Origin of the sequence: Pseudoduganella sp. GCM10020061, from assembly GCF_042683405.1 — a bacterium.
In the GTDB taxonomy this organism is placed as follows: domain Bacteria; phylum Pseudomonadota; class Gammaproteobacteria; order Burkholderiales; family Burkholderiaceae_D; genus Telluria.
This window is the reverse complement of sequence record NZ_JBHUJS010000003.1, coordinates 470,320-487,973: the sequence shown is the minus strand read 5'-3', so window position 1 is coordinate 487,973 and position 17,654 is coordinate 470,320. Positions and strand designations below refer to the sequence as shown.

At 65.3% G+C, this 17,654-nt stretch carries 18 protein-coding genes; 12 read left to right on the top strand and 6 right to left on the bottom strand.

Features of this window, described 5'->3' with window-relative positions; genetic code table 11:
• Window positions 1-115: 115 nt before the first annotated feature.
• Window positions 116-763: a VTT domain-containing protein gene (locus ACFSQR_RS09550; protein ID WP_377729522.1), complete on the top strand. Its 648-nt coding sequence runs from the start codon at window positions 116-118 to the stop codon at window positions 761-763.
• 172 nt (window positions 764-935) lie between these two features.
• Complete coding sequence (locus ACFSQR_RS09545; protein WP_377729521.1) at window positions 936-1,937, top strand: carbonic anhydrase; 1,002 nt, start codon at window positions 936-938, stop codon at window positions 1,935-1,937.
• Between the two features lie 29 nt (window positions 1,938-1,966).
• Here the strand turns inward: ACFSQR_RS09545 and ACFSQR_RS09540 are convergent, their stop codons facing one another.
• From ACFSQR_RS09540 to tsaE, 3 genes are read right to left on the bottom strand one after another with little or no spacing between them, the layout of a single operon-like run.
• Window positions 1,967-2,749, bottom strand: coding sequence for a D-hexose-6-phosphate mutarotase (locus ACFSQR_RS09540; protein ID WP_377729520.1), 783 nt, complete (start codon window positions 2,747-2,749; stop codon window positions 1,967-1,969).
• A gap of 2 nt (window positions 2,750-2,751) precedes the next feature.
• A complete protein-coding gene (locus tag ACFSQR_RS09535) occupies window positions 2,752-4,155 on the bottom strand; it encodes an N-acetylmuramoyl-L-alanine amidase (protein WP_377729519.1) in 1,404 nt (467 codons plus the stop codon).
• Complete coding sequence (tsaE, locus tag ACFSQR_RS09530; protein ID WP_377729518.1) at window positions 4,116-4,604, bottom strand: tRNA (adenosine(37)-N6)-threonylcarbamoyltransferase complex ATPase subunit type 1 TsaE; 489 nt, start codon at window positions 4,602-4,604, stop codon at window positions 4,116-4,118. The genes ACFSQR_RS09535 and tsaE overlap by 40 nt, the downstream gene beginning before the upstream one ends.
• 42 nt (window positions 4,605-4,646) lie before the next feature.
• Between tsaE and queG the strand changes: the two genes are divergently transcribed.
• From queG to ACFSQR_RS09505, 5 genes are all read left to right on the top strand, one after another.
• Window positions 4,647-5,762: a tRNA epoxyqueuosine(34) reductase QueG gene (gene queG, locus ACFSQR_RS09525; protein ID WP_377729516.1), complete on the top strand. Its 1,116-nt coding sequence runs from the start codon at window positions 4,647-4,649 to the stop codon at window positions 5,760-5,762.
• A 313-nt stretch (window positions 5,763-6,075) separates the two neighbouring features.
• Window positions 6,076-6,609, top strand: coding sequence for a methylated-DNA--[protein]-cysteine S-methyltransferase (locus tag ACFSQR_RS09520; protein WP_377729515.1), 534 nt, complete (start codon window positions 6,076-6,078; stop codon window positions 6,607-6,609).
• Window positions 6,582-7,484: a site-specific tyrosine recombinase XerD gene (xerD, locus tag ACFSQR_RS09515; RefSeq protein ID WP_377729514.1), complete on the top strand. Its 903-nt coding sequence runs from the start codon at window positions 6,582-6,584 to the stop codon at window positions 7,482-7,484. Before ACFSQR_RS09520 ends, xerD begins: the two co-directional genes overlap by 28 nt.
• Window positions 7,485-7,549: 65 nt before the next feature.
• On the top strand, window positions 7,550-7,720 hold the full coding sequence (locus ACFSQR_RS09510; protein WP_377729513.1) for a hypothetical protein: 171 nt from the start codon (window positions 7,550-7,552) through the stop codon (window positions 7,718-7,720).
• A gap of 92 nt (window positions 7,721-7,812) precedes the next feature.
• Window positions 7,813-9,858 (top strand): putative bifunctional diguanylate cyclase/phosphodiesterase, encoded by a 2,046-nt coding sequence (locus ACFSQR_RS09505; protein WP_377729512.1) that lies wholly within the window; start codon window positions 7,813-7,815, stop codon window positions 9,856-9,858.
• 28 nt (window positions 9,859-9,886) lie between these two features.
• Here ACFSQR_RS09505 and ACFSQR_RS09500 read toward each other — a convergent pair whose 3' ends face one another.
• Entirely contained in the window at window positions 9,887-10,846 is a 960-nt protein-coding gene (locus ACFSQR_RS09500) for an endonuclease/exonuclease/phosphatase family protein (protein WP_377729511.1), read from the bottom strand.
• 39 nt (window positions 10,847-10,885) lie between these two features.
• Between ACFSQR_RS09500 and ybaK the strand changes: the two genes are divergently transcribed.
• The 3 genes from ybaK (at window position 10,886) to ACFSQR_RS09485 (ending at window position 12,892) form a co-directional block, all read left to right on the top strand.
• On the top strand, window positions 10,886-11,377 hold the full coding sequence (ybaK, locus tag ACFSQR_RS09495; protein ID WP_377729510.1) for a Cys-tRNA(Pro) deacylase: 492 nt from the start codon (window positions 10,886-10,888) through the stop codon (window positions 11,375-11,377).
• Window positions 11,378-11,436: 59 nt separating this feature from the next.
• Window positions 11,437-12,057 carry a glycerol-3-phosphate 1-O-acyltransferase PlsY gene (plsY, locus tag ACFSQR_RS09490; RefSeq protein WP_377729509.1) on the top strand — a complete coding sequence of 207 codons (621 nt, stop codon included), beginning with the start codon at window positions 11,437-11,439 and terminating at the stop codon, window positions 12,055-12,057.
• 190 nt (window positions 12,058-12,247) lie between these two features.
• Entirely contained in the window at window positions 12,248-12,892 is a 645-nt protein-coding gene (locus tag ACFSQR_RS09485; protein WP_377729508.1) for a DsbA family oxidoreductase, read from the top strand.
• Between the two features lie 23 nt (window positions 12,893-12,915).
• On the opposite strand, the gene tsaD is transcribed toward ACFSQR_RS09485, so the two are convergent.
• Both tsaD and ACFSQR_RS09475 read right to left on the bottom strand, forming a co-directional pair.
• Window positions 12,916-13,944: a tRNA (adenosine(37)-N6)-threonylcarbamoyltransferase complex transferase subunit TsaD gene (tsaD, locus tag ACFSQR_RS09480; protein WP_377729507.1), complete on the bottom strand. Its 1,029-nt coding sequence runs from the start codon at window positions 13,942-13,944 to the stop codon at window positions 12,916-12,918.
• Between the two features lie 112 nt (window positions 13,945-14,056).
• Window positions 14,057-15,115, bottom strand: coding sequence for a 3-deoxy-7-phosphoheptulonate synthase (locus ACFSQR_RS09475; protein ID WP_377729506.1), 1,059 nt, complete (start codon window positions 15,113-15,115; stop codon window positions 14,057-14,059).
• A gap of 102 nt (window positions 15,116-15,217) precedes the next feature.
• Between ACFSQR_RS09475 and ybiB the strand changes: the two genes are divergently transcribed.
• Complete coding sequence (gene ybiB, locus ACFSQR_RS09470) at window positions 15,218-16,198, top strand: DNA-binding protein YbiB (protein ID WP_377729505.1); 981 nt, start codon at window positions 15,218-15,220, stop codon at window positions 16,196-16,198.
• 168 nt (window positions 16,199-16,366) lie between these two features.
• On the top strand, window positions 16,367-17,614 hold the full coding sequence (locus tag ACFSQR_RS09465) for an NAD(P)/FAD-dependent oxidoreductase (protein ID WP_377729504.1): 1,248 nt from the start codon (window positions 16,367-16,369) through the stop codon (window positions 17,612-17,614).
• Window positions 17,615-17,654: the final 40 nt, after the last annotated feature.

Here is a 17,654-nt window from a genome sequence, read left to right as displayed (position 1 = left end):
TGTCTCCGTCTAGTTGTTGTAATGAAATTTTATCCCAATCAGGATGGAAGGCGGTTTTCGCGCCTTTCCCGGCCGGATGGAGGTGGTATGATGCCAGCCTGTTCTTGGGAAAATTATGGACTTTGTGCAACTCCTCGACATGCTGGTGCATGTCGACAAAACTCTTGGTTTCTTGCTCGCGGAATACGGTGTATACGTATATGCGGTGCTGTTCTTCATCATCTTTGCCGAAACGGGCCTGGTGGTGTTTTTCTTCTTCCCCGGCGACACGCTGCTGTTCATCGCGGGCGCATTCTGCGCGACCGGCCAGATGAACTACGTGCTGCTGATGGCCTTGCTGATCGCGGCGGCGGTGCTGGGCAATACGCTGAACTACTGGATCGGCTCCAAGATCGGCCAGAAGGTATTTACGCACGACTACCGCTGGATCAACCGCGAGGCGCTGCACAAGACCCACAACTTCTTCGAAAAGCACGGTGGCAAGACCATCATCCTGGCGCGCTTCCTGCCGGTGGTGCGTACGTTCGCACCGTTCGTGGCGGGCGTGTCGGGGATGACGTTCACGCGCTTCCAGCTGTTTAACGTGGTGGGCGCGGCCTCCTGGGTGATCAGCCTGGTCACGGCAGGTTACTTCTTCGGCAACATCCCGATCATCCGCGATAACCTGACCGCGATCGTGCTGCTGGGCGTGGCCGCAGCGACGGTGCCGGTGGTGCTGGGCGGCCTGTACAAGTTCGGCCGCCGCGTCATGAGCCGCGGATGACATGCCTGCGTCCCGGCGACGGCCGGGACCTTGCCGGGCTGCCGTAAAGGCGCCCGCCTCGCATCGCCGAACAGGCAATCGGTCCCCGCCTGCACGGGGACGACAGTAGTACCTCAAGTTTTCCCGGCAGGCTGCCGATATACAGGCAGTACCCATCTTCTCCGGACACTCCATGCGCACCCAGATCGCCTTGCTCGTTTGCGGATTGGCCATCGCTGACGCAAGCGCCGCCGGTCCAGCCGCCACAGCTCCTGCGCCCGCCGCGGCAAAGGCTGCGCCGGCTGCCGCGCCGCTCATCAAGCTGCCTGCGCGCCCGGCCCCGGCGGTCTCGGAAGAAGAAGAGCAGGCCGACCTGAGCGCCAAGATCGCGCAGCGCCTGGCGACCATGCGCGCGCAGCAGGCGGCTCGCGCCGAGGCGAATGCACGTGCGCGCCGCGTCGCCGAAGCCCGCAAGAAGGAAGCCGCCAAGCTGGCCGCCAAACCGCCTCCGCCGGCCCGCGGCACGCACTGGAGCTACGAGGGCGAGTACGGCCCGGCCAACTGGTCACAGATCAATATCGACTGGACCGCGTGCGGCAGCGGCAAGCGCCAGTCCCCGATCGACATCCGCAACGGCTTCAAGGTCGACCTGGAAGCGGTCACCTTCGACTACAAGCCATCCTCGTTCACGGTGACCGACACCGGGCACACGATCGAAACCGGTATCGCCGGTGGCAATTTCATCAGTGTCGGCAACCGCACCTACGAGCTGCAGCAGTTCCACTTCCACCGGCCATCGGAAGAACGCATCGACGGCAAGGGCTTCGAAATGGTGGTGCACCTGGTGCACAAGGATCCGGAAGGCAGGCTGGCCGTGCTGGCAGTGCTGCTGGAACGCGGCGCCGCGCTGGCGCCGATGCAGACCGTGTTGAACAACCTGCCGCTGGAAAAGCACGATGTCATCGCGCCGTCGGTGGTGCTCGACCCGGCCGAACTGCTGCCGCAGAGGCGCGAGTACTACACCTATATGGGATCGCTGACCACGCCGCCGTGCACCGAAGGCGTGCAATGGATCGTCATGAAGCAGCCGCTGCAGGCGTCGCCCGCGCAGATGGCGCTGTTCGCCCGCATGTATCCCCTCAACGCCCGCCCGGTCCAGGCCAGCGGCGGCCGCATTATCAAAGAATCGCTGTAATCAAAGGAAGGGGGCGCAGCCCCCTCGCTTCAGGCGGTGATGGTATGCCGGCCGGACCACGTTTCGCCCGGCAGCAGCGGCATCTGGTCCACCGTCGCCGGCTCGATGCACACGAAGCGGCGCCACTCGTCGTCGCCCAGGTCGGCCAGTTTGGCGGCATCGGCCGGTCCCGGATTCCACAGTACCGCGTCGCGGAAGCCAGCCTGTTCGAGCTTCATGCCGTTCAGGCCGATCGGCGCGCCGATATGGCGGTAGATGCGGTCGATCTTGTCGCCCACCACCAGCGGCGTCGCTTCCAGTCCCGTGACCTTGGCTCCCGCGCCTTCTTCCACCAGGTAGTAGGTGTGCAGCGCAGCCGCGAAATCGAAGCGTTCGTTGCCGGTGTTGCGCACGTCCAGCGACAGCTGCAGCGATTCCGCGCCGACCGTCACGCGCAGCGTGAGCGCGAACCCGTATGGCCAGGCTGCCGCGATCCCGGGCGGCAAATCGCCCGCATCCAGGTCGAACTCGCAGTAGGCATCGCCGCCGATGGTGCGCGAGGCGCCTTCGCGCCAGTGCGACACGCGCGCGAAGCCGTGCCGCATCCCGTCGCCGCGTTCCGCGAACTGCGGGAAGATCACCGGTACCCCGCCGCGGATGGCACGGCTGCCGTCCAGGCTGGATTGACTGCTGACGAAGATTCTTTCCTTGCCGTCCCTGGTCTTCCAGGAGACCAGGTGCGCCCCGTACAAGGTGACTATCGCTTGTGCGCCGTCGGGGCTATTGATTTGAATCGCTGGGAGTTTTCCGTAAGTCGTTTTAGTTATGGTCATGTCTAAGTCATGCGGCTCTTGGCCATCGGCGGATGCTTCGCGAAGTAGCTCTTGATGCCCTTCGTGATCGCGGCCGCGATCTGGTCCTGGTAGCCATTGTCGTTCAGTTTTGCTTCTTCTTCCGGGTTCGAGATGAATGCCGTCTCGACCAGGATCGACGGGATGTCGGGCGCCTTGAGCACCGCGAATCCTGCCTGTTCCACCGACGCCTTGTGCAGCCGGTTGATGCCGCCGATCTCGCCCAGCACCGCCTTGCCCAGCCTGAGGCTGTCGCTGATCTGGGCGGTGGTGGAGAGGTCGAGCAGCACGCTGGCCAGCTGCCGGTCGCGCGTCTTGATGTTCACCCCGCCGATCGAGTCGGCGAGGTTTTCCTTGTTGGCCAGCCAGCGCGCTGCGGTGGACGATGCGCCTTTTTCAGACAGCACGAACACCGAGGAGCCGCGCGCGGTCGGCCGGATGAATGCGTCCGCGTGGATCGACACGAACAGGTCGGCCTGCACGCGCCGCGCTTTCTGCACGCGCATGCCAAGCGGTACGAAATAGTCGCCGTCGCGCGTGAGCATCACGCGCACGTTGGGAAGCTTTTCCAGCTGCGCCTTGAGGCGCTTGGCGATCGCCAGCACGATGTCTTTTTCACGCGAGCCGTTCGCGCCGATGGCGCCCGGGTCCTCGCCGCCGTGCCCCGGGTCGAGCGCCACGGTAATCATGCGCGTGACCTGCTGCGCCGGCGCGGCCTGCAGCTTGACTTCGGTCCTGACCTCCGATCCGGGTTCAGGCGTGACGGGGCCGCTCTTTGCCAGTTCCGGCACACCGGCCGGTGGCGGCTGCATGCCTGCCGCGATCTGCGCGATCGGATCGTCCGCCGGCGCGGGCACGTCGGCCACGGTCGCGGGCGTCTGCGGGCTCCAGTCGCCCTTTTCGATCATCGCCGCGATCGGGTCGATCTGGCGCACCGGGTACAGGTCGAAGATCAGGCGGTGCTGGTAGGTGCCCACCGGTTCCAGCGTGAACACCTGCGGCGTCACCGCTTCCTTCAGGTCGAACACCAGCCGCACCACGTTGGGCTTGTTCTGGCCGACGCGTACCTGCTGGATGTAGGGATCGTTGGACTGGATCTTGGCGACCAGGCCCTTGAGCGTGGGATTGAGCTCGAGTCCCTCGATGTCCACCACCAGTCGGTGCGGATCGGTAACCAGGAAGTGCGTGGTTTTGAGGTCGCTGTCATTTTCCAGCGTCACGCGGGTGTAGTCGGCGGCGGGCCAGACCCGCACCGCGAGGATCTGCGCGGCCATCGCCGACGCGGGGGCGAAGACGGATAGCAGCAGCGTGCCGCCTGCCTTGAGGATCGTGCGGCGTGCCGGGCGGTCTACCCCAGGTGTGGTGCGAAGTGCAGGCGGTCGAGGCATAACTGGCCGAGGTCGGAAAACGCTTGCAATTCTACATCACGACCGTCGCCATTTACGCGCAGATAGATTGCTAAATCGGGTTTTGGCAACACACCTTCCGCCTTCTCCGGCCACTCGACGATGCAGATGTTGTCATCATTGAAGTCTTCGCGGAATCCGGCGTCCAGGAATTCCTCCGGACTGGACATGCGGTACAGGTCGAAATGGATCACGCCGATTTCGCGCCCGCCCACCGTGACACGGTACGGTTCGGACAACGTGTACGTGGGGCTCTTGACGTGGCCCTGGTGGCCGGCCGCATGCAGCAGCGAGCGGGTGAGGGCGGTCTTGCCAGCGCCGAGGTCGCCGTGCAGGTAGATCGCCATGCCCGGCGCCATCGCGTGGGCCAGCTGGAGCCCGAGCGCGGCGGTTGCGGCTTCGTCTTTGAGGTAGGCCTGGTAGTGCTGCATCGCATAAAATGGTGGATTGTCCCGACCCGTATTCTACCGCCCATGCCGCTTTCCACCCCTGACCTTGCCGACCTCGCGCGCGCGATCCGGGAATGGGGCGCGCAGCTGGGGTTCGCCGACGTGCGCATCACCGACCCGGACCTGTCGCTGCACGAGGCCGGGCTGCAGGCCTGGCTCGACGCGGGCAGCCATGGCGAGATGGACTACATGGCCGCGCACGGCATGAAGCGCGCGCGCCCCGCCGAGCTGGTGCCGGGCACGCTGCGCGTGATCAGCGCGCGCATGGACTACCTGCCGCAGGGGACGGCCGCGGACTGGCGCGAGCGCGAGGCGGCGCGCCTGCGCGACCCGCATGCCGCCGTGGTCTCCGTGTACGCACGGGGGCGCGACTATCACAAGGTGCTGCGCGCCCGGCTGCAGCAGCTGGCCGACCGCATCCGCGAGCATGCCGGCGAATTCGGCTACCGCGTGTTTACCGATTCGGCGCCCGTGATGGAGCTGCCGCTGGCGGAAAAATCCGGCATGGGCTGGCGCGGCAAGCACACGCTGCTGCTCAACCGCGAGGCCGGTTCCACCTTTTTCATCGGCGAGATCCTGGTCGACATTCCGCTGCCGGTGGACGAGAAGACCAGCGGCCACTGCGGCCAGTGCAGCGCGTGCATCGACGTATGCCCAACCCAGGCCATCCTCGGTCCGGGCAGGCTGGACGCGCGGCGCTGCATCTCGTACCTGACCATCGAACTGAAAAGCGCGATCCCCGAAGAGATGCGGCCGCTGCTGGGCAACCGCATCTACGGCTGCGACGACTGCCAGACCGTCTGCCCGTGGAACAAGTTCGCGCAGCGCGCGGTGATCCCGGACTTCGACGAGCGCAACGAACTGGGCTCGGCCTCGCTGCTGGCGCTGTTCGCGTGGGACGAGGAGGAGTTCAACCGCCGCATGGAAGGCAGTCCGATCCGGCGCATCGGGCATGAACGCTGGCTGCGCAATATCGCGGTGGCGCTGGGCAATGCAGCCGAGTCCGCGCACGGTGACGCGGCCATCGTGGCGGCGCTGGAGGCACGCCGCGCGCACCCGTCGCCGCTGGTGCGCGAGCATGTGGAATGGGCGCTCGCGCGGCACCGCGCGGACGGCGGCACATACGGCCGCACGATTTAATTTTCAACTGAAATATTTTTCGGACGTGCTAAAAAAACCACATTGTTTAATTTTGAGTAAGCTATGATGGCACCGCTTTGGACGGCCTCGCGTCGTCCGATACAAGAATCGAATCTTGTGGGGAGTACAAGAAAACCACGGTAGTTCCATACCGGAGATAAATGAGGAGACCCGCGTCCGAACAACAATAAACTGCTTAAGCAGTTGGACGTGCCGAACTTAAAACGCGCCTGCGGGTGCGTTTTTTTTTGCGCGTCGTCCCGGCCGGGCGCCGCCTTGGCGAGGGGCGGCGAGCGTGTTGTATGATGGCGCGATGAATACTCCACAGCAAGGCAGCGAGATCTTCTCCGCCATCGTGGCCGCACCGTTCGGCGCCATGGGCATCCGCACCAGCGGCGGCGTGCTGTGCGAACTGGTGTACCTGCCGCTCCATTTCGAGGAAAAGGACGCGCAGGACGCCGTTGCCGAAGCCACAGCCGGCCAGGTGCAGCGCTACTTCGCCGATCCCGGCTTCCGTTTCGATCTCCCGCTGGCGCGCGTCGGCAGCGAATTCCAGCGCAAGGTGTGGGACGCGATCAGCGCCATCCCGCTGGGCAGCGTGCGCACCTACGGCCAGGTGGCCAGGCACGTCGGCTCCGCGCCGCGCGCGGTAGGGCAGGCCTGCGGCGCCAACTATTTCCCGCTCGTGATCCCGTGCCACCGCGTCACCGCGTCCGGTGGCCTGGGCGGATTCTCGAACCACGACGACCAGAACGGTTTTCACCTCAACGTCAAGCGCTGGCTGCTCGCCCACGAGGGTGCGGCCGGCGCCGGAGCACCATGGCAGCAGCAGCCAATTCTGTTCTGATCGACGAGTTCTGCGACAACCTCTGGCTGGAGCACGGACTCGCAAAAAATTCGCTGGATGCGTACCGGCGCGACATGAAGATGTTCGCGCGCTGGCTGGAGGTCAAGCGTCCGGCGGCGTCGCTGTATGACGTCGCCAGCCACGACCTCGAAGCGTATTTCGCCGACCGCCACGACCAGACCAAGGCCAGTTCCGCCAACCGCCGCCTGTCGGTCCTCAAGCGCTTCTACCAGCTTGCAGTGCGCAATCGCCACGTCGACAAGGATCCCTGCCTGCAGCTGGTCTCGGCCAGGCAGCCCGTCCGCTTCGTGCACACGCTCAGCGAAGCGCAGGTGGAGGCGCTGCTCGCCGCGCCGGATGTCTCCACGCCGCTCGGCCTGCGCGAGCGCACCATGCTGGAGCTGATGTATGCCAGCGGCCTGCGGGTGTCCGAACTGGTCGCGCTCAAGCTGGTGGAGCTGTCGATGAACGACGGCGTGCTGCGCATCACCGGCAAGGGCGCCAAGACCCGGCTGGTGCCGTTCGGCCAGGAGGCGCGCGGCTGGCTCGAGCGCTACCTGAAGGACGCACGCGGCATCATCCTCGACGGCCAGGTGGACGACGCGCTGTTCGTCACCGCGCGCGGCGGGGCGATGACGCGCCAGATGTTCTGGGTCATCATCAAGCGCCATGCGCAGAAGGCCGGCATCCGCGCGCAACTGTCGCCGCACACGCTGCGCCATGCATTCGCCACCCATTTGCTCAACAACGGCGCCGACCTGCGGGTGGTGCAGCTGCTGCTCGGGCATTCCGATATTTCTACCACCCAGATCTACACGCACGTTGCGCGGGAGCGACTCAAGCACCTGCACGCCGCGCACCATCCCCGCGCTTAAGCAACATCACCCGGCCCCAACTGGGTCATAATGGGACTTGTTCATCAAATCCTGTGAGGTGCTTCATGGCAAAAACTAATTTCCAGTACGAGAAGCGCCAGCGCGAGCTGGAAAAGAAGCGCAAGGCCGAAGAAAAGGCCCGCAAGAAGCAGGAAGCCAAGGCCAATCCGGGCAGCGGGGAGCAGTACGGGGACAGCGACAACGTGCAGGAGCCGACCACGCAGGACGAAAGCTAAGCGCGCCGCGCGCCCTCTGTCCTTGAGCGCGCGCAAGCGAACCCGGCGACCCGCCCCCCACAATGGCCGCTCAAGGGGGCAAGAGACGCGCCATGACCGCTGTTACACCTTCAGCAGCACTCGACCTGGTTTGCACACTGGTCTCCGCCATGGAGCTGACACCCGGTGTCGCGATCCATGGCATCGGCCGCGACGGCAGGGTCACCTACTGGAACAACAGGTGCGCCGAGTTGTTCGGCGTGCCCGCGCGCGAGGCGCTGGGCCAGCCCGTCAGCAGCCTGTTCTCCCATCCCGGCCATGACGGCGACTACGTGGCCCACCTGCAGCGCATCTTCAGCACCGGCGAAGCCACCCGCGTGGCCGACTGGCAGATTGGGCTGCGCGACGGTTCCACACGCTGGATCTCCGGCACCGCGTTCCCCCTGATCCGCGATGGCCGCGTGGATCACGTGTTCTGCATGGACTACGACATCACGGGCCGCAAGGCCAGCGAACGCAACCTGTTGCTGTCCGCCCAGGTGTTCGAACACAGCCGCGATGCCATCATGATCACCGACGCGCAGTACCGCATCGTCACGGTCAACGGCGCCTTCACCGACATCACCGGCTTTACCGCACTGGAAGTGGCGGGCCAGGAGGCCCAGGCCTACAACGACGGACTGCGCGACCACGCGCTGGTGGAGCAGATCCGCGAGCACGTCGCGCACCACGGCCACTGGAGCGGCGAGTTGTGGAGCCGGCGGCGCGACGGCACGCCGCTGCCGCTGGCGATGACCGTCACCGCGATCCGCGACGGGCACGGGGCCGTCAACAGCTACATGGCGATCATGTCCGACATCACCGAGCGCAAGCGCCTGGAGGAAGAGACGCGCCACCTGGCCGAACACGACTACCTGACCGGCCTGCCCAACCGCGTGCTGTTCCGCGACCGCCTGCAACAGGCGCTGGCGACGGCGCGCCGCAAGATGTCGCAGGTGGCCGTGCTGTACATGGACCTGGACCGCTTCAAGGAAATCAACGACACGCACGGCCACGCGGTGGGCGACATCGTGCTGCGCGAAGTGGCGGCCCGCCTGGCCCGCTGCGTGCGCAGCGTGGACACCGTGAGCCGCCAGGGCGGGGACGAGTTCGTCGTCATGCTGGCCGATATCGGCAGCGCCGAGCACGCGGCGCACGTGGCCTCGACCATGATGAAATCCGTGCTCGCCGTGACCCAGGCGGGCGGGGTGGACGTGGCACTGTCGGTGTCGATCGGCATTGCGCTGTATCCGGTGGACGGGCCGGACATTGACACCCTGTTCAAGCATGCCGACGTAGCCATGTACCACGCCAAAGAGGGCGGCCGCAACGGCTACCGCTTCTTCTCGCCGCAGATGAACGAGCATGTGAGCGAGCGCATCGAGATGGAAAACAGCTTGCGCAAGGCGCTGCAGAATGGCGAGTTCGAACTGGAGTTCCAGCCGGACGTGGACATCGCCAGCAGCCGGACCATCGCGCTGGAGGCGCTGATCCGCTGGCGGCATCCGGAGCGCGGCTTGCTGATGCCGGATCAGTTCCTGGCGGCGGCCGAGGAGACCGGCCTGTCGGTGCCGATTGGCGAATGGGTATTGCAGCTGGCGTGCAGGCAGGCGCGCGCGTGGCACGACGCGGGCTATCCGGTGGCGGTATCCGTCAACCTGTCAGGGCTGCAATTCCTGCATCCGGATTTGCTGCGCAATGTGGACGCTGCGCTGGAAAATGCGGGGCTGGCTCCCGAATTCCTGGAGCTGGAAATCACCGAAGGCGTCATCATGAAAGGCAACCAGGCTGCGATGGACACCATCCGCGCCCTGCGAGGCCGCGGCGTGCACATCACCATCGACGATTTCGGAACGGGCTACTCGAGCCTGGGCGGAATGCGGCAGCTGGCGGTATCCAAGCTCAAGATCGACCGCAGCTTCATCGAAGAGATCGGCGCCGAGGGGCCGCACGGCGAAATCATCCCCGCCATCATCGCGCTGGCACGCAGCATGAACCTGAAGGTCGTGGCGGAGGGCGTCGAAAACGAACGCGAACTGCAGTACCTGCGACAGCAGGGCTGCGACGAGTTCCAGGGCCACTACGCCGCCATCATCGCCGGCCAGCCCCGCGCCGGATAGGCGACTGTCCCTGACGGGACCGTTCCCGCTACCCTGCCTGCCGTCGATCGAACAACCTGACTCTCGCCACCACCTGCCCGTGATCCGACGCCCCTTCCATCCCCAGCGTCAGGTGATCGTTGAGGTAAGCCACATCCACCACTTCCCCGATCGCTCCCGGCAGCGCCGGATTGAACTCCGGCGACACCAGTACATGATCGATGGTGCTGTACCGCCCATCGTGCACGGTCGAGAATCCCAGATTGCGCGACCCGTGAATCCGCATCCGGATCTCGTTCGCGTCGTAGAACCGCTCCTGCGGCTTCGCGCCCACGCCCATCACGATGCTGGTCGTTACCGCGTCGACGGTATCGTTAAAGTCGCCCAGCACCACGCTCGGCCGCCCGGTTTCGCGGCGCAGGTCGCTGAGCATCACGCGCAGCGCCACCGCCTCCGTCCCGCGCCGCATCAGCGAACGCAGGCAGCCCAGCGCGTAGCTGTGCGGATCGTCGAACGTGTCTCCGACCCGGTAGTCCGGCCGCTGCGACTTGAGGTGGACCACCACCACGTCCACCACCAGCCCAGGCGCGACCGTGAGCGCCACCTGCAGCACAGGCCGCGCAAAGCGCCCCGCGTCGCGGTGCCCGTCCGGCAGCGTCACGCCGGCCGGGAACAGCGGCTGTGCGAACGCCTCTTCCGCCAGAGGCAGGCGCGAGACCAGCGCCACCGATGGCGTCAGCTTTTCGAGTCGTGGATCGGGGTCGAACCCCACGTGGAAGGCGTCGCGGTAGCGCTCGGTGCGGGACAGCACCTCGGACAGCGACTGCTGCGAGAAGATTTCCTGGAAGCCGATCACGTCCGCGTCCAGCGCATCGATCTGGTGCGCGGTCCACGCGATCTTCGCCTCGTACTGCTCCTGCGTGCAGGGCGCGAGGCCCTCGTACAGGCGGGCTCCCGCCGGGGCCAGGTTGAACGCATTGAAGGTGGCAAAGCGAATTTCTTCCTGCATAATAAGAAACTCCTCAATGAACGGTTAGCGTAACACGCAATGGCAAAGAAAGAGCACGTCTCCGAGACACCTGCCACGCAATTCCTGCGCAAGCACGGTGTCGCATTCACCGAACATCCTTATGAGTACGAAGAGCACGGCGGCACCAGCGTGTCCTCGCGCGAACTGGGCGTGCCGGAGCATGACGTGGTCAAGACGCTGGTGATGCAGGACGAGGCGGCGCGCCCGCTGGTCATCCTCATGCACGGCGACCGCAAGGTGTCGCTGAAGAACCTGGCGCGTGCGATTCCGTGCAAGTCGGTCGAGCCGTGCAAGCCGGACGTGGCGCAGCGCCATTCCGGCTACATGATCGGCGGCACCTCGCCGTTCGGGACGCGCAAGGCGCTGCCGGTGTATGTGGAAGAGAGCATCCTCGCGCTGCCCAGGATTTACATCAACGGCGGACGCCGGGGCTACCTGGTCGGCATCGCGCCGGGCATCATTGTGGATTTATTGAAGGCAAAAGCGGTTAGCTGCGCGCTGGAAGAATAGTGTATATTCAGCAGCCCCTTTTTTCGGGGCGCTCATACTTATAAGAAGAGGGATGAAAGATGACGACACTTGTGTTTACGGTCGTGGCGTACCTGATTGGCTCGATTTCGTTCGCGGTGGTGGTGAGCAAGCTGATGGGCTTGTCCGATCCGCGTACCTATGGCTCCAAGAATCCTGGCGCGACCAATGTGCTGCGCAGCGGTAACAAGAAGGCGGCGATCGCGACCTTGCTGGGCGATGCGGTCAAGGGCTGGTTCGCGGTGTGGCTGGCGATCCGCCTGGCCGACCAGTATGGCGTGGGCGACGGCACCATCGCGCTGGTGTGCATCGCGGTCTTCGTGGGCCACCTGTATCCGGTCTTTTTCCGCTTCAAGGGCGGCAAGGGCGTGGCGACGGCGTTGGGCGTGCTGCTCGGCCTGAACGTGTGGCTCGGACTGGCGACGCTGGCGACCTGGCTGATCATCGCGTATGCGACACGTTATTCCTCGCTGGCGGCGCTGATCTCGGCGATATTCGCACCGTTCTTCTACGGCCTGATGTATGGCGTGGACGAGCCATTCGTCGCGGTCGTGGTGATGAGCATGCTGCTCGTGTATCGCCATGCCGGCAATATCTCGAATCTGCTGGCCGGCAAGGAAAGCCGTATCGGCAGCAAGGCCGCCGGCGCCAAGAAGAAGTAATCCAGGAGGTGGCGGTCCCGCCACCCCGTCGTCCCCGGCCGATCGCGGCCGCCTTTGCGGGGACCCATGCTGAGCGACCGAAGCCAGCACGCTCAAGCTCCCCTCACACGCAGTATGGGCCCCCGCTTTCGCGGGGGTGACGAGGCTCGCCCCGGTTTTTTGTTATCGTGGTGTTTTTGCAGGAGGTCGCATGAAGCAGCTAAAAATCGATTTCGTCTCCGATGTGTCGTGCCCGTGGTGCATCATCGGCCTCAAGTCCCTGGAGCAGGCGCTCGGGCGCCTTCACGGCCAGATCGCGGCGGACTTGCACTTCCAGCCCTTCGAACTCAATCCGGACATGGGGCCGGGCGGGCAGGACGTTGGCGAACACCTGATGCAGAAATACGGCATGACGGAGGCGCAGGGCGCGCAGAACCGCGAGGCGATCCGCGCGCGCGGGGAGGCGCTAGGGTTCACGTTCAACATGGACAAGCGCTCGCGCATCTACAACACCTTCGACGCGCACCGCGTCCTGCATTGGGCGGGGCTGGAAGGAAAACAGCATGAGATGGAGCTGAAGCTGTTCGAAGCCTACTTCACCAAGGGCGAGGATCCGGGGTCGCATGAGGTGCTGGAGCGCGTGGCGCGCGAGGCGGGGCTGGACGGGGAGCGCGTGAAGTCGATCCTGGCGTCGGACGAATTCGCGAAAGAAGTGCGCGAGCGGCAGGCGTTCTACCACCGCGCTGGTATCAACTCCGTGCCGGCGGTGATCATCAACGACCGCCACCTGATCAGCGGCGGGCAGCCGCCGGAAGTGTTCGAGCAGGCGCTCCTGCAAATCGCCACGCATGAATAGCGGAGGGGATTGTCCCCTGACGTTTACACCACGCGGATGTCGTCCAGCGGCCAGCGGGGCAGGACGTTGAAGGAGTAATCCTTCTTCGCGGCGTTGGGGTTGATCTGCATGCGCATGGCGCCGGCAAAGGCGATCATCGCGCCGTTATCGGTGCAGAACTCGAGCTCCGGGTAGTAGACCTTGAAGCGCTTCTTCGCAGCCGCCGCGTTGAGCGACTCGCGCAGCTGCGTGTTGGCGCCGACGCCGCCAGCGATCACCAGGCGCTTGAGGCCAGTGTGCTTCAAGGCGCTCACGCATTTCGCCGTCAGCACATCCACGATCGCATCGACGAAGCCGCGCGCGATGTTGGCCTTGTCCTGGTCGCAGATATTGGCGGGGTGGTTTTTCACCACCGTCAGCACGGCGGTCTTCAATCCCGAGAAGCTGAAGTTGAAGTCTTTCGAATGCAGCATCGGGCGCGGGAGCTTGTAGGCGTTCGGGTCGCCAAACTCGGCCAGGCGCGAGATCGCGGGACCGCCGGGGTAGCCCAGGCCGAGCAGCTTGGCCGATTTGTCGAAGGCTTCGCCGGCTGCATCGTCGAGTGTTTCGCCGAGCAGGGTGTACTGGCCGATGCCGTCCACGCGCATCAGCTGCGTGTGGCCGCCGGAGACGAGCAGGGCGATGAACGGGAACTCGGGCGGTTCCTTGGCGAGCAGCGGGGAGAGCAGGTGGCCTTCCAGGTGGTGCACGCCGAGCACCGGCTTGTCGGCGGCGAGGCCGAGGCTGCAGGCGATCGAGGAGCCGACCAGCAGCGCGCCGGCCAGGCCGGGACCCTGGGTGTAGGCGATGGCGTCGACGTCTTTCATGTCGACTTTAGCCTGGCCGAGCACCTGTTCGAGCAGCGGGATGGCGCGGCGAATGTGGTCGCGCGAGGCGAGTTCCGGCACTACGCCGCCGTATTCCTCGTGCATGGCGACCTGCGAGTGCAGGGCGTGCGAGAGCAGGCCGCGTTGTGTGTCGTACAACGCGAGGCCGGTTTCGTCGCAAGAAGATTCAACGCCTAGAACGATCATGGAACACCAACTGCCATCAAAAAGTAACCCGCCATTGTAAACCAGCGCTCGCGGCGGTGCATGCGCAATCCCCGCGTCGTCCCCGTGCGCGCGGGGATGACGGGGCAAGTAACTACGGGCGGTGGAGGAGGTCGGCGTGTGCGGCGCGCAGCATCTCGACGGTGTCTTCCCAGCCGATGCAGCCATCCGTCACCGAGCAGCCGTAGATCAGCTGCGACAGGTCGCGCGGGATCTCCTGGCGCCCGCCGACGATGTTCGATTCGATCATGACGCCGACCAGCGAGCGGTTGCCGTGCTTGATCTGCTGGATCACGTCCTGCATTACCAGCGGTTGCAGCTCGGGCTTCTTGTAGCTGTTGGCGTGCGAGCAGTCCACCACCAGGTTCGGCGGCAGGCCCTGCTTGGCCAGCGCCAGTTCTGCGATCTTGATGGAGACGGAATCGTAGTTGGGCCGGTCGCCGCCGCCGCGCAGCACCACGTGGCCGTAGGCGTTGCCGCGGGTGCGGATGATGGCCGCGTTGCCGTTGGTGTCGATGCCGAGGAAGGAGTGCGGGTGCGCCGACGACAGGATCGCGTTGATGGCGATGCCAATGTCACCGTCGGTGCCGTTCTTGAAGCCGACCGGTGTGGACAGGCCGGACGACATCTCGCGGTGGGTCTGCGATTCGGTGGTGCGCGCGCCGATGGCGGTCCATGCAATCAGGTCGCCCAGGTACTGCGGCGAGATCGGGTCGAGCGCCTCGGTCGCCGTCGGCAGGCCGAGTTCGCACACGTCCAGCAGGAACTGGCGTGCCTTTTCCATGCCGGCGTCGACCTGGAACGAGTCGTCCATGAACGGATCGTTAATGTAGCCCTTCCAGCCGGTGGTGGTGCGCGGCTTTTCGAAGTACACGCGCATCACGAGCAGCATGGTGTCCCTGACTTCCTCCTGCAGCGCCTTCAGCCGGCGCGCGTAATCGAGGCCGGCGACGGGATCGTGGATGGAGCAGGGGCCGACCACGACGAAGATGCGCTTGTCCTTGCGGTCCAGGATATTGCGCAGGTCGGCGCGTCCCTTCATCACGGTGTCGAACGCTTTTTCGGTCAGCGGGAGCTTGTTGTGCAGGTCCTGCGGCGATGGCATGGGCGCCATCGAGGTGATGTTGATGTTCTCGATATCTGGGGTGATCATGTACTTCGTCTCTGCGTTGCTTCGGCGGGACGTTTCAGTGTAGCGCCAAACGCGCGCGTGTGCTGGCGAGGTGCCAAAAAGCCATTCGTGTAAGCTAAGCGCATGAATCTTGAACACTTCCCGGCCGCGCGCTTCATCAAGGAGATCGGCCGCGGCGTCAAAGGCGCGCGTGCGATGTCGCGCGACGATGCGCACGAGCTCTATGCCGCCATGCTGGACGGGCGGGTCTCCGACCTGGAGATGGGCGCGATCGTCATGGCGATGCGCATCAAGGGCGAATCGCCGGACGAGCTGGAGGGCTTCCTGTCCGCGGCGGAGGCATCGTTCCCGCTGCTGCCCGCGCCGCGCGGGGACCTAGCGCCGGTCCTGGTCCCCAGCTATAACGGCTCGCGCAAGCTGCCCAACCTGACGCCGCTGCTCGCTGCGCTGCTGGCGCGGCGGGGCGCGCCCGTGCTGGTGCACGGCGTCACGGCCGATCCGGGCCGCGTGACGACGTTCGAGATCATGGCGGCGATGGGGCTGGATGCGTCTGACGATGCTGCTAGCGTGCTCGAGGCGTGGGCGGAAGGACGTCCGGCCTTTATGCGGATCGATGTGCTCGCGCCAAAGCTGGCGCGGCTGCTGGCGCTGCGCAGCGTGCTCGGCGTGCGCAACTCGACGCACACGCTGGTCAAGATCCTGCAGCCGTTCGACGGGCCGGCGCTGCGGCTGGTGTCGTACACCCATCCCGAGTACCTGGAGACGCTGGGCGAGTTCTTCGTGCGACCGTATGCGGCGGCGCGCGGAGACGCGTTCCTGATGCGCGGCACGGAAGGCGAGACGGTAGCGAACCCGAACCGCGGGCAGCAGATCGACTGGTTTCGGCAGGGCGCGCGCACCGTGCTGGTGGAGCGCGACCCGCCGACCGACGAGGTGGCGCGCTTGCCCGAGGGCCGCGACGCAGCGTCCACGGCCGCGTGGATCGCACGCGTGCTCGACGGCGCCGAGCCCGTGCCGTCCCCGATCGCGCAGCAGGTGGAACAAATCGTGATGGCCGCGCAGGCACTGGGTACTGTCCCCGGTGGACCGTCCCCCGATCTCTAGCCCGTACCCACGCCAACTGCGCCGTTTTGGTGTTATCTGCGCCTAACTGCTGAGATCACGGCCCATCCTCTGCCATCTTCTGTGCATGCTGAAGATCAGGGGGGCGGTCCCCTGGCAGCGACAGCCCCCAACGCATGTACAATCGCGGCCTGATAATGAGGGGCGGGTATGGCGGAAAAGTTTGATGTGGCAGTAATCGGCGCGGGCGCAGCCGGCATGATGTGCGCGGCGGTCGCGGCGCAAGGCGGCAAGCGCGTGGTGCTGATCGATCACGCCGAGAAGCTGGCGGAGAAGATCCGCATCTCTGGCGGCGGGCGCTGCAACTTCACTAATATGAATGCGGGGCCGGCGAACTTCCTGTCCGAGAATCCGCATTTCTGCAAGAGCGCGCTGTCGCGCTATACGCCGCAGGACTTCCTCGCCCTCGTCAAGAAGCACCGCATCTCGTATCACGAGAAGCACAAGGGGCAGCTGTTCTGCGATGAGTCGTCGGAGCAGATCATCCAGATGCTGAAGGCGGAGTGCGCGGCGGGCAGTGTGCATTGGCGGATGCCGTGTGCGGTCGAGTCGGTCAAAGGCGGGGGACAGTCCCCTGAAGGGGCAGTCCCCTTCCTTCTGCAAACTAGCCTGGGCGAGATCGAGGCGCAGGCTGTCGTGATAGCGACGGGGGCGCTGTCGATCCCGAAGATCGGGGCGACCGATTTCGCGTACCGCGTGGCGAAGCAGTTTGGCCTGAACATCGTCGAGCCGAGGCCGGGCCTGGTGCCGCTGACCTTCGATGGGCCGGGCTGGGCGCCGTTCGTGCCGCTGGCCGGCATCGCGCTGGAAGTGGATGTGGAAACGGGCAGCCGCAAGGCCAAGGGCAAGAAGGCCGGCAATTACGGGCACTTCCGCGAAGACCTGCTGTTCACGCACCGCGGCCTGTCCGGGCCGGCGATCCTGCAGATCTCCAGCTACTGGGAGCCGGGCACGCCGATCACGATCAACCTGCTGCCGGAAGTCGACGTGGCGCAAGAGCTGATCGAGGCCAAGTCCACCGTCAAGAAGCAGCTCGGGAACATCCTGTCGCAGTGGATGCCCGCGCGCCTGGCCGAGGGCCTGCTGGCGGCCACCGGCCTGCCGGCGGACGCACGCCTGGCCGACATGCCGGACGCGAAGCTGCGCGCGCTGGGCGACGCGGTGAACCGCTGGTCGATCGTGCCGACCGGGTCGGAAGGCTACCGCAAGGCCGAAGTGACGCTGGGCGGCGTGGATACTCGCGAACTGTCGCAGCAGACCATGATGGCGCAGAAGGTGCCGGGGCTGTACTTCATCGGCGAGGCGGTCGACGTGACCGGCTGGCTGGGCGGGTATAATTTCCAGTGGGCATGGGCATCCGGCGTGGCTGCCGGCCAGGCGCTGGCGTCCGCCGCCTGAAAAATGGGGTCTGTCCCCATTTCCGAAATGGGGACAGACC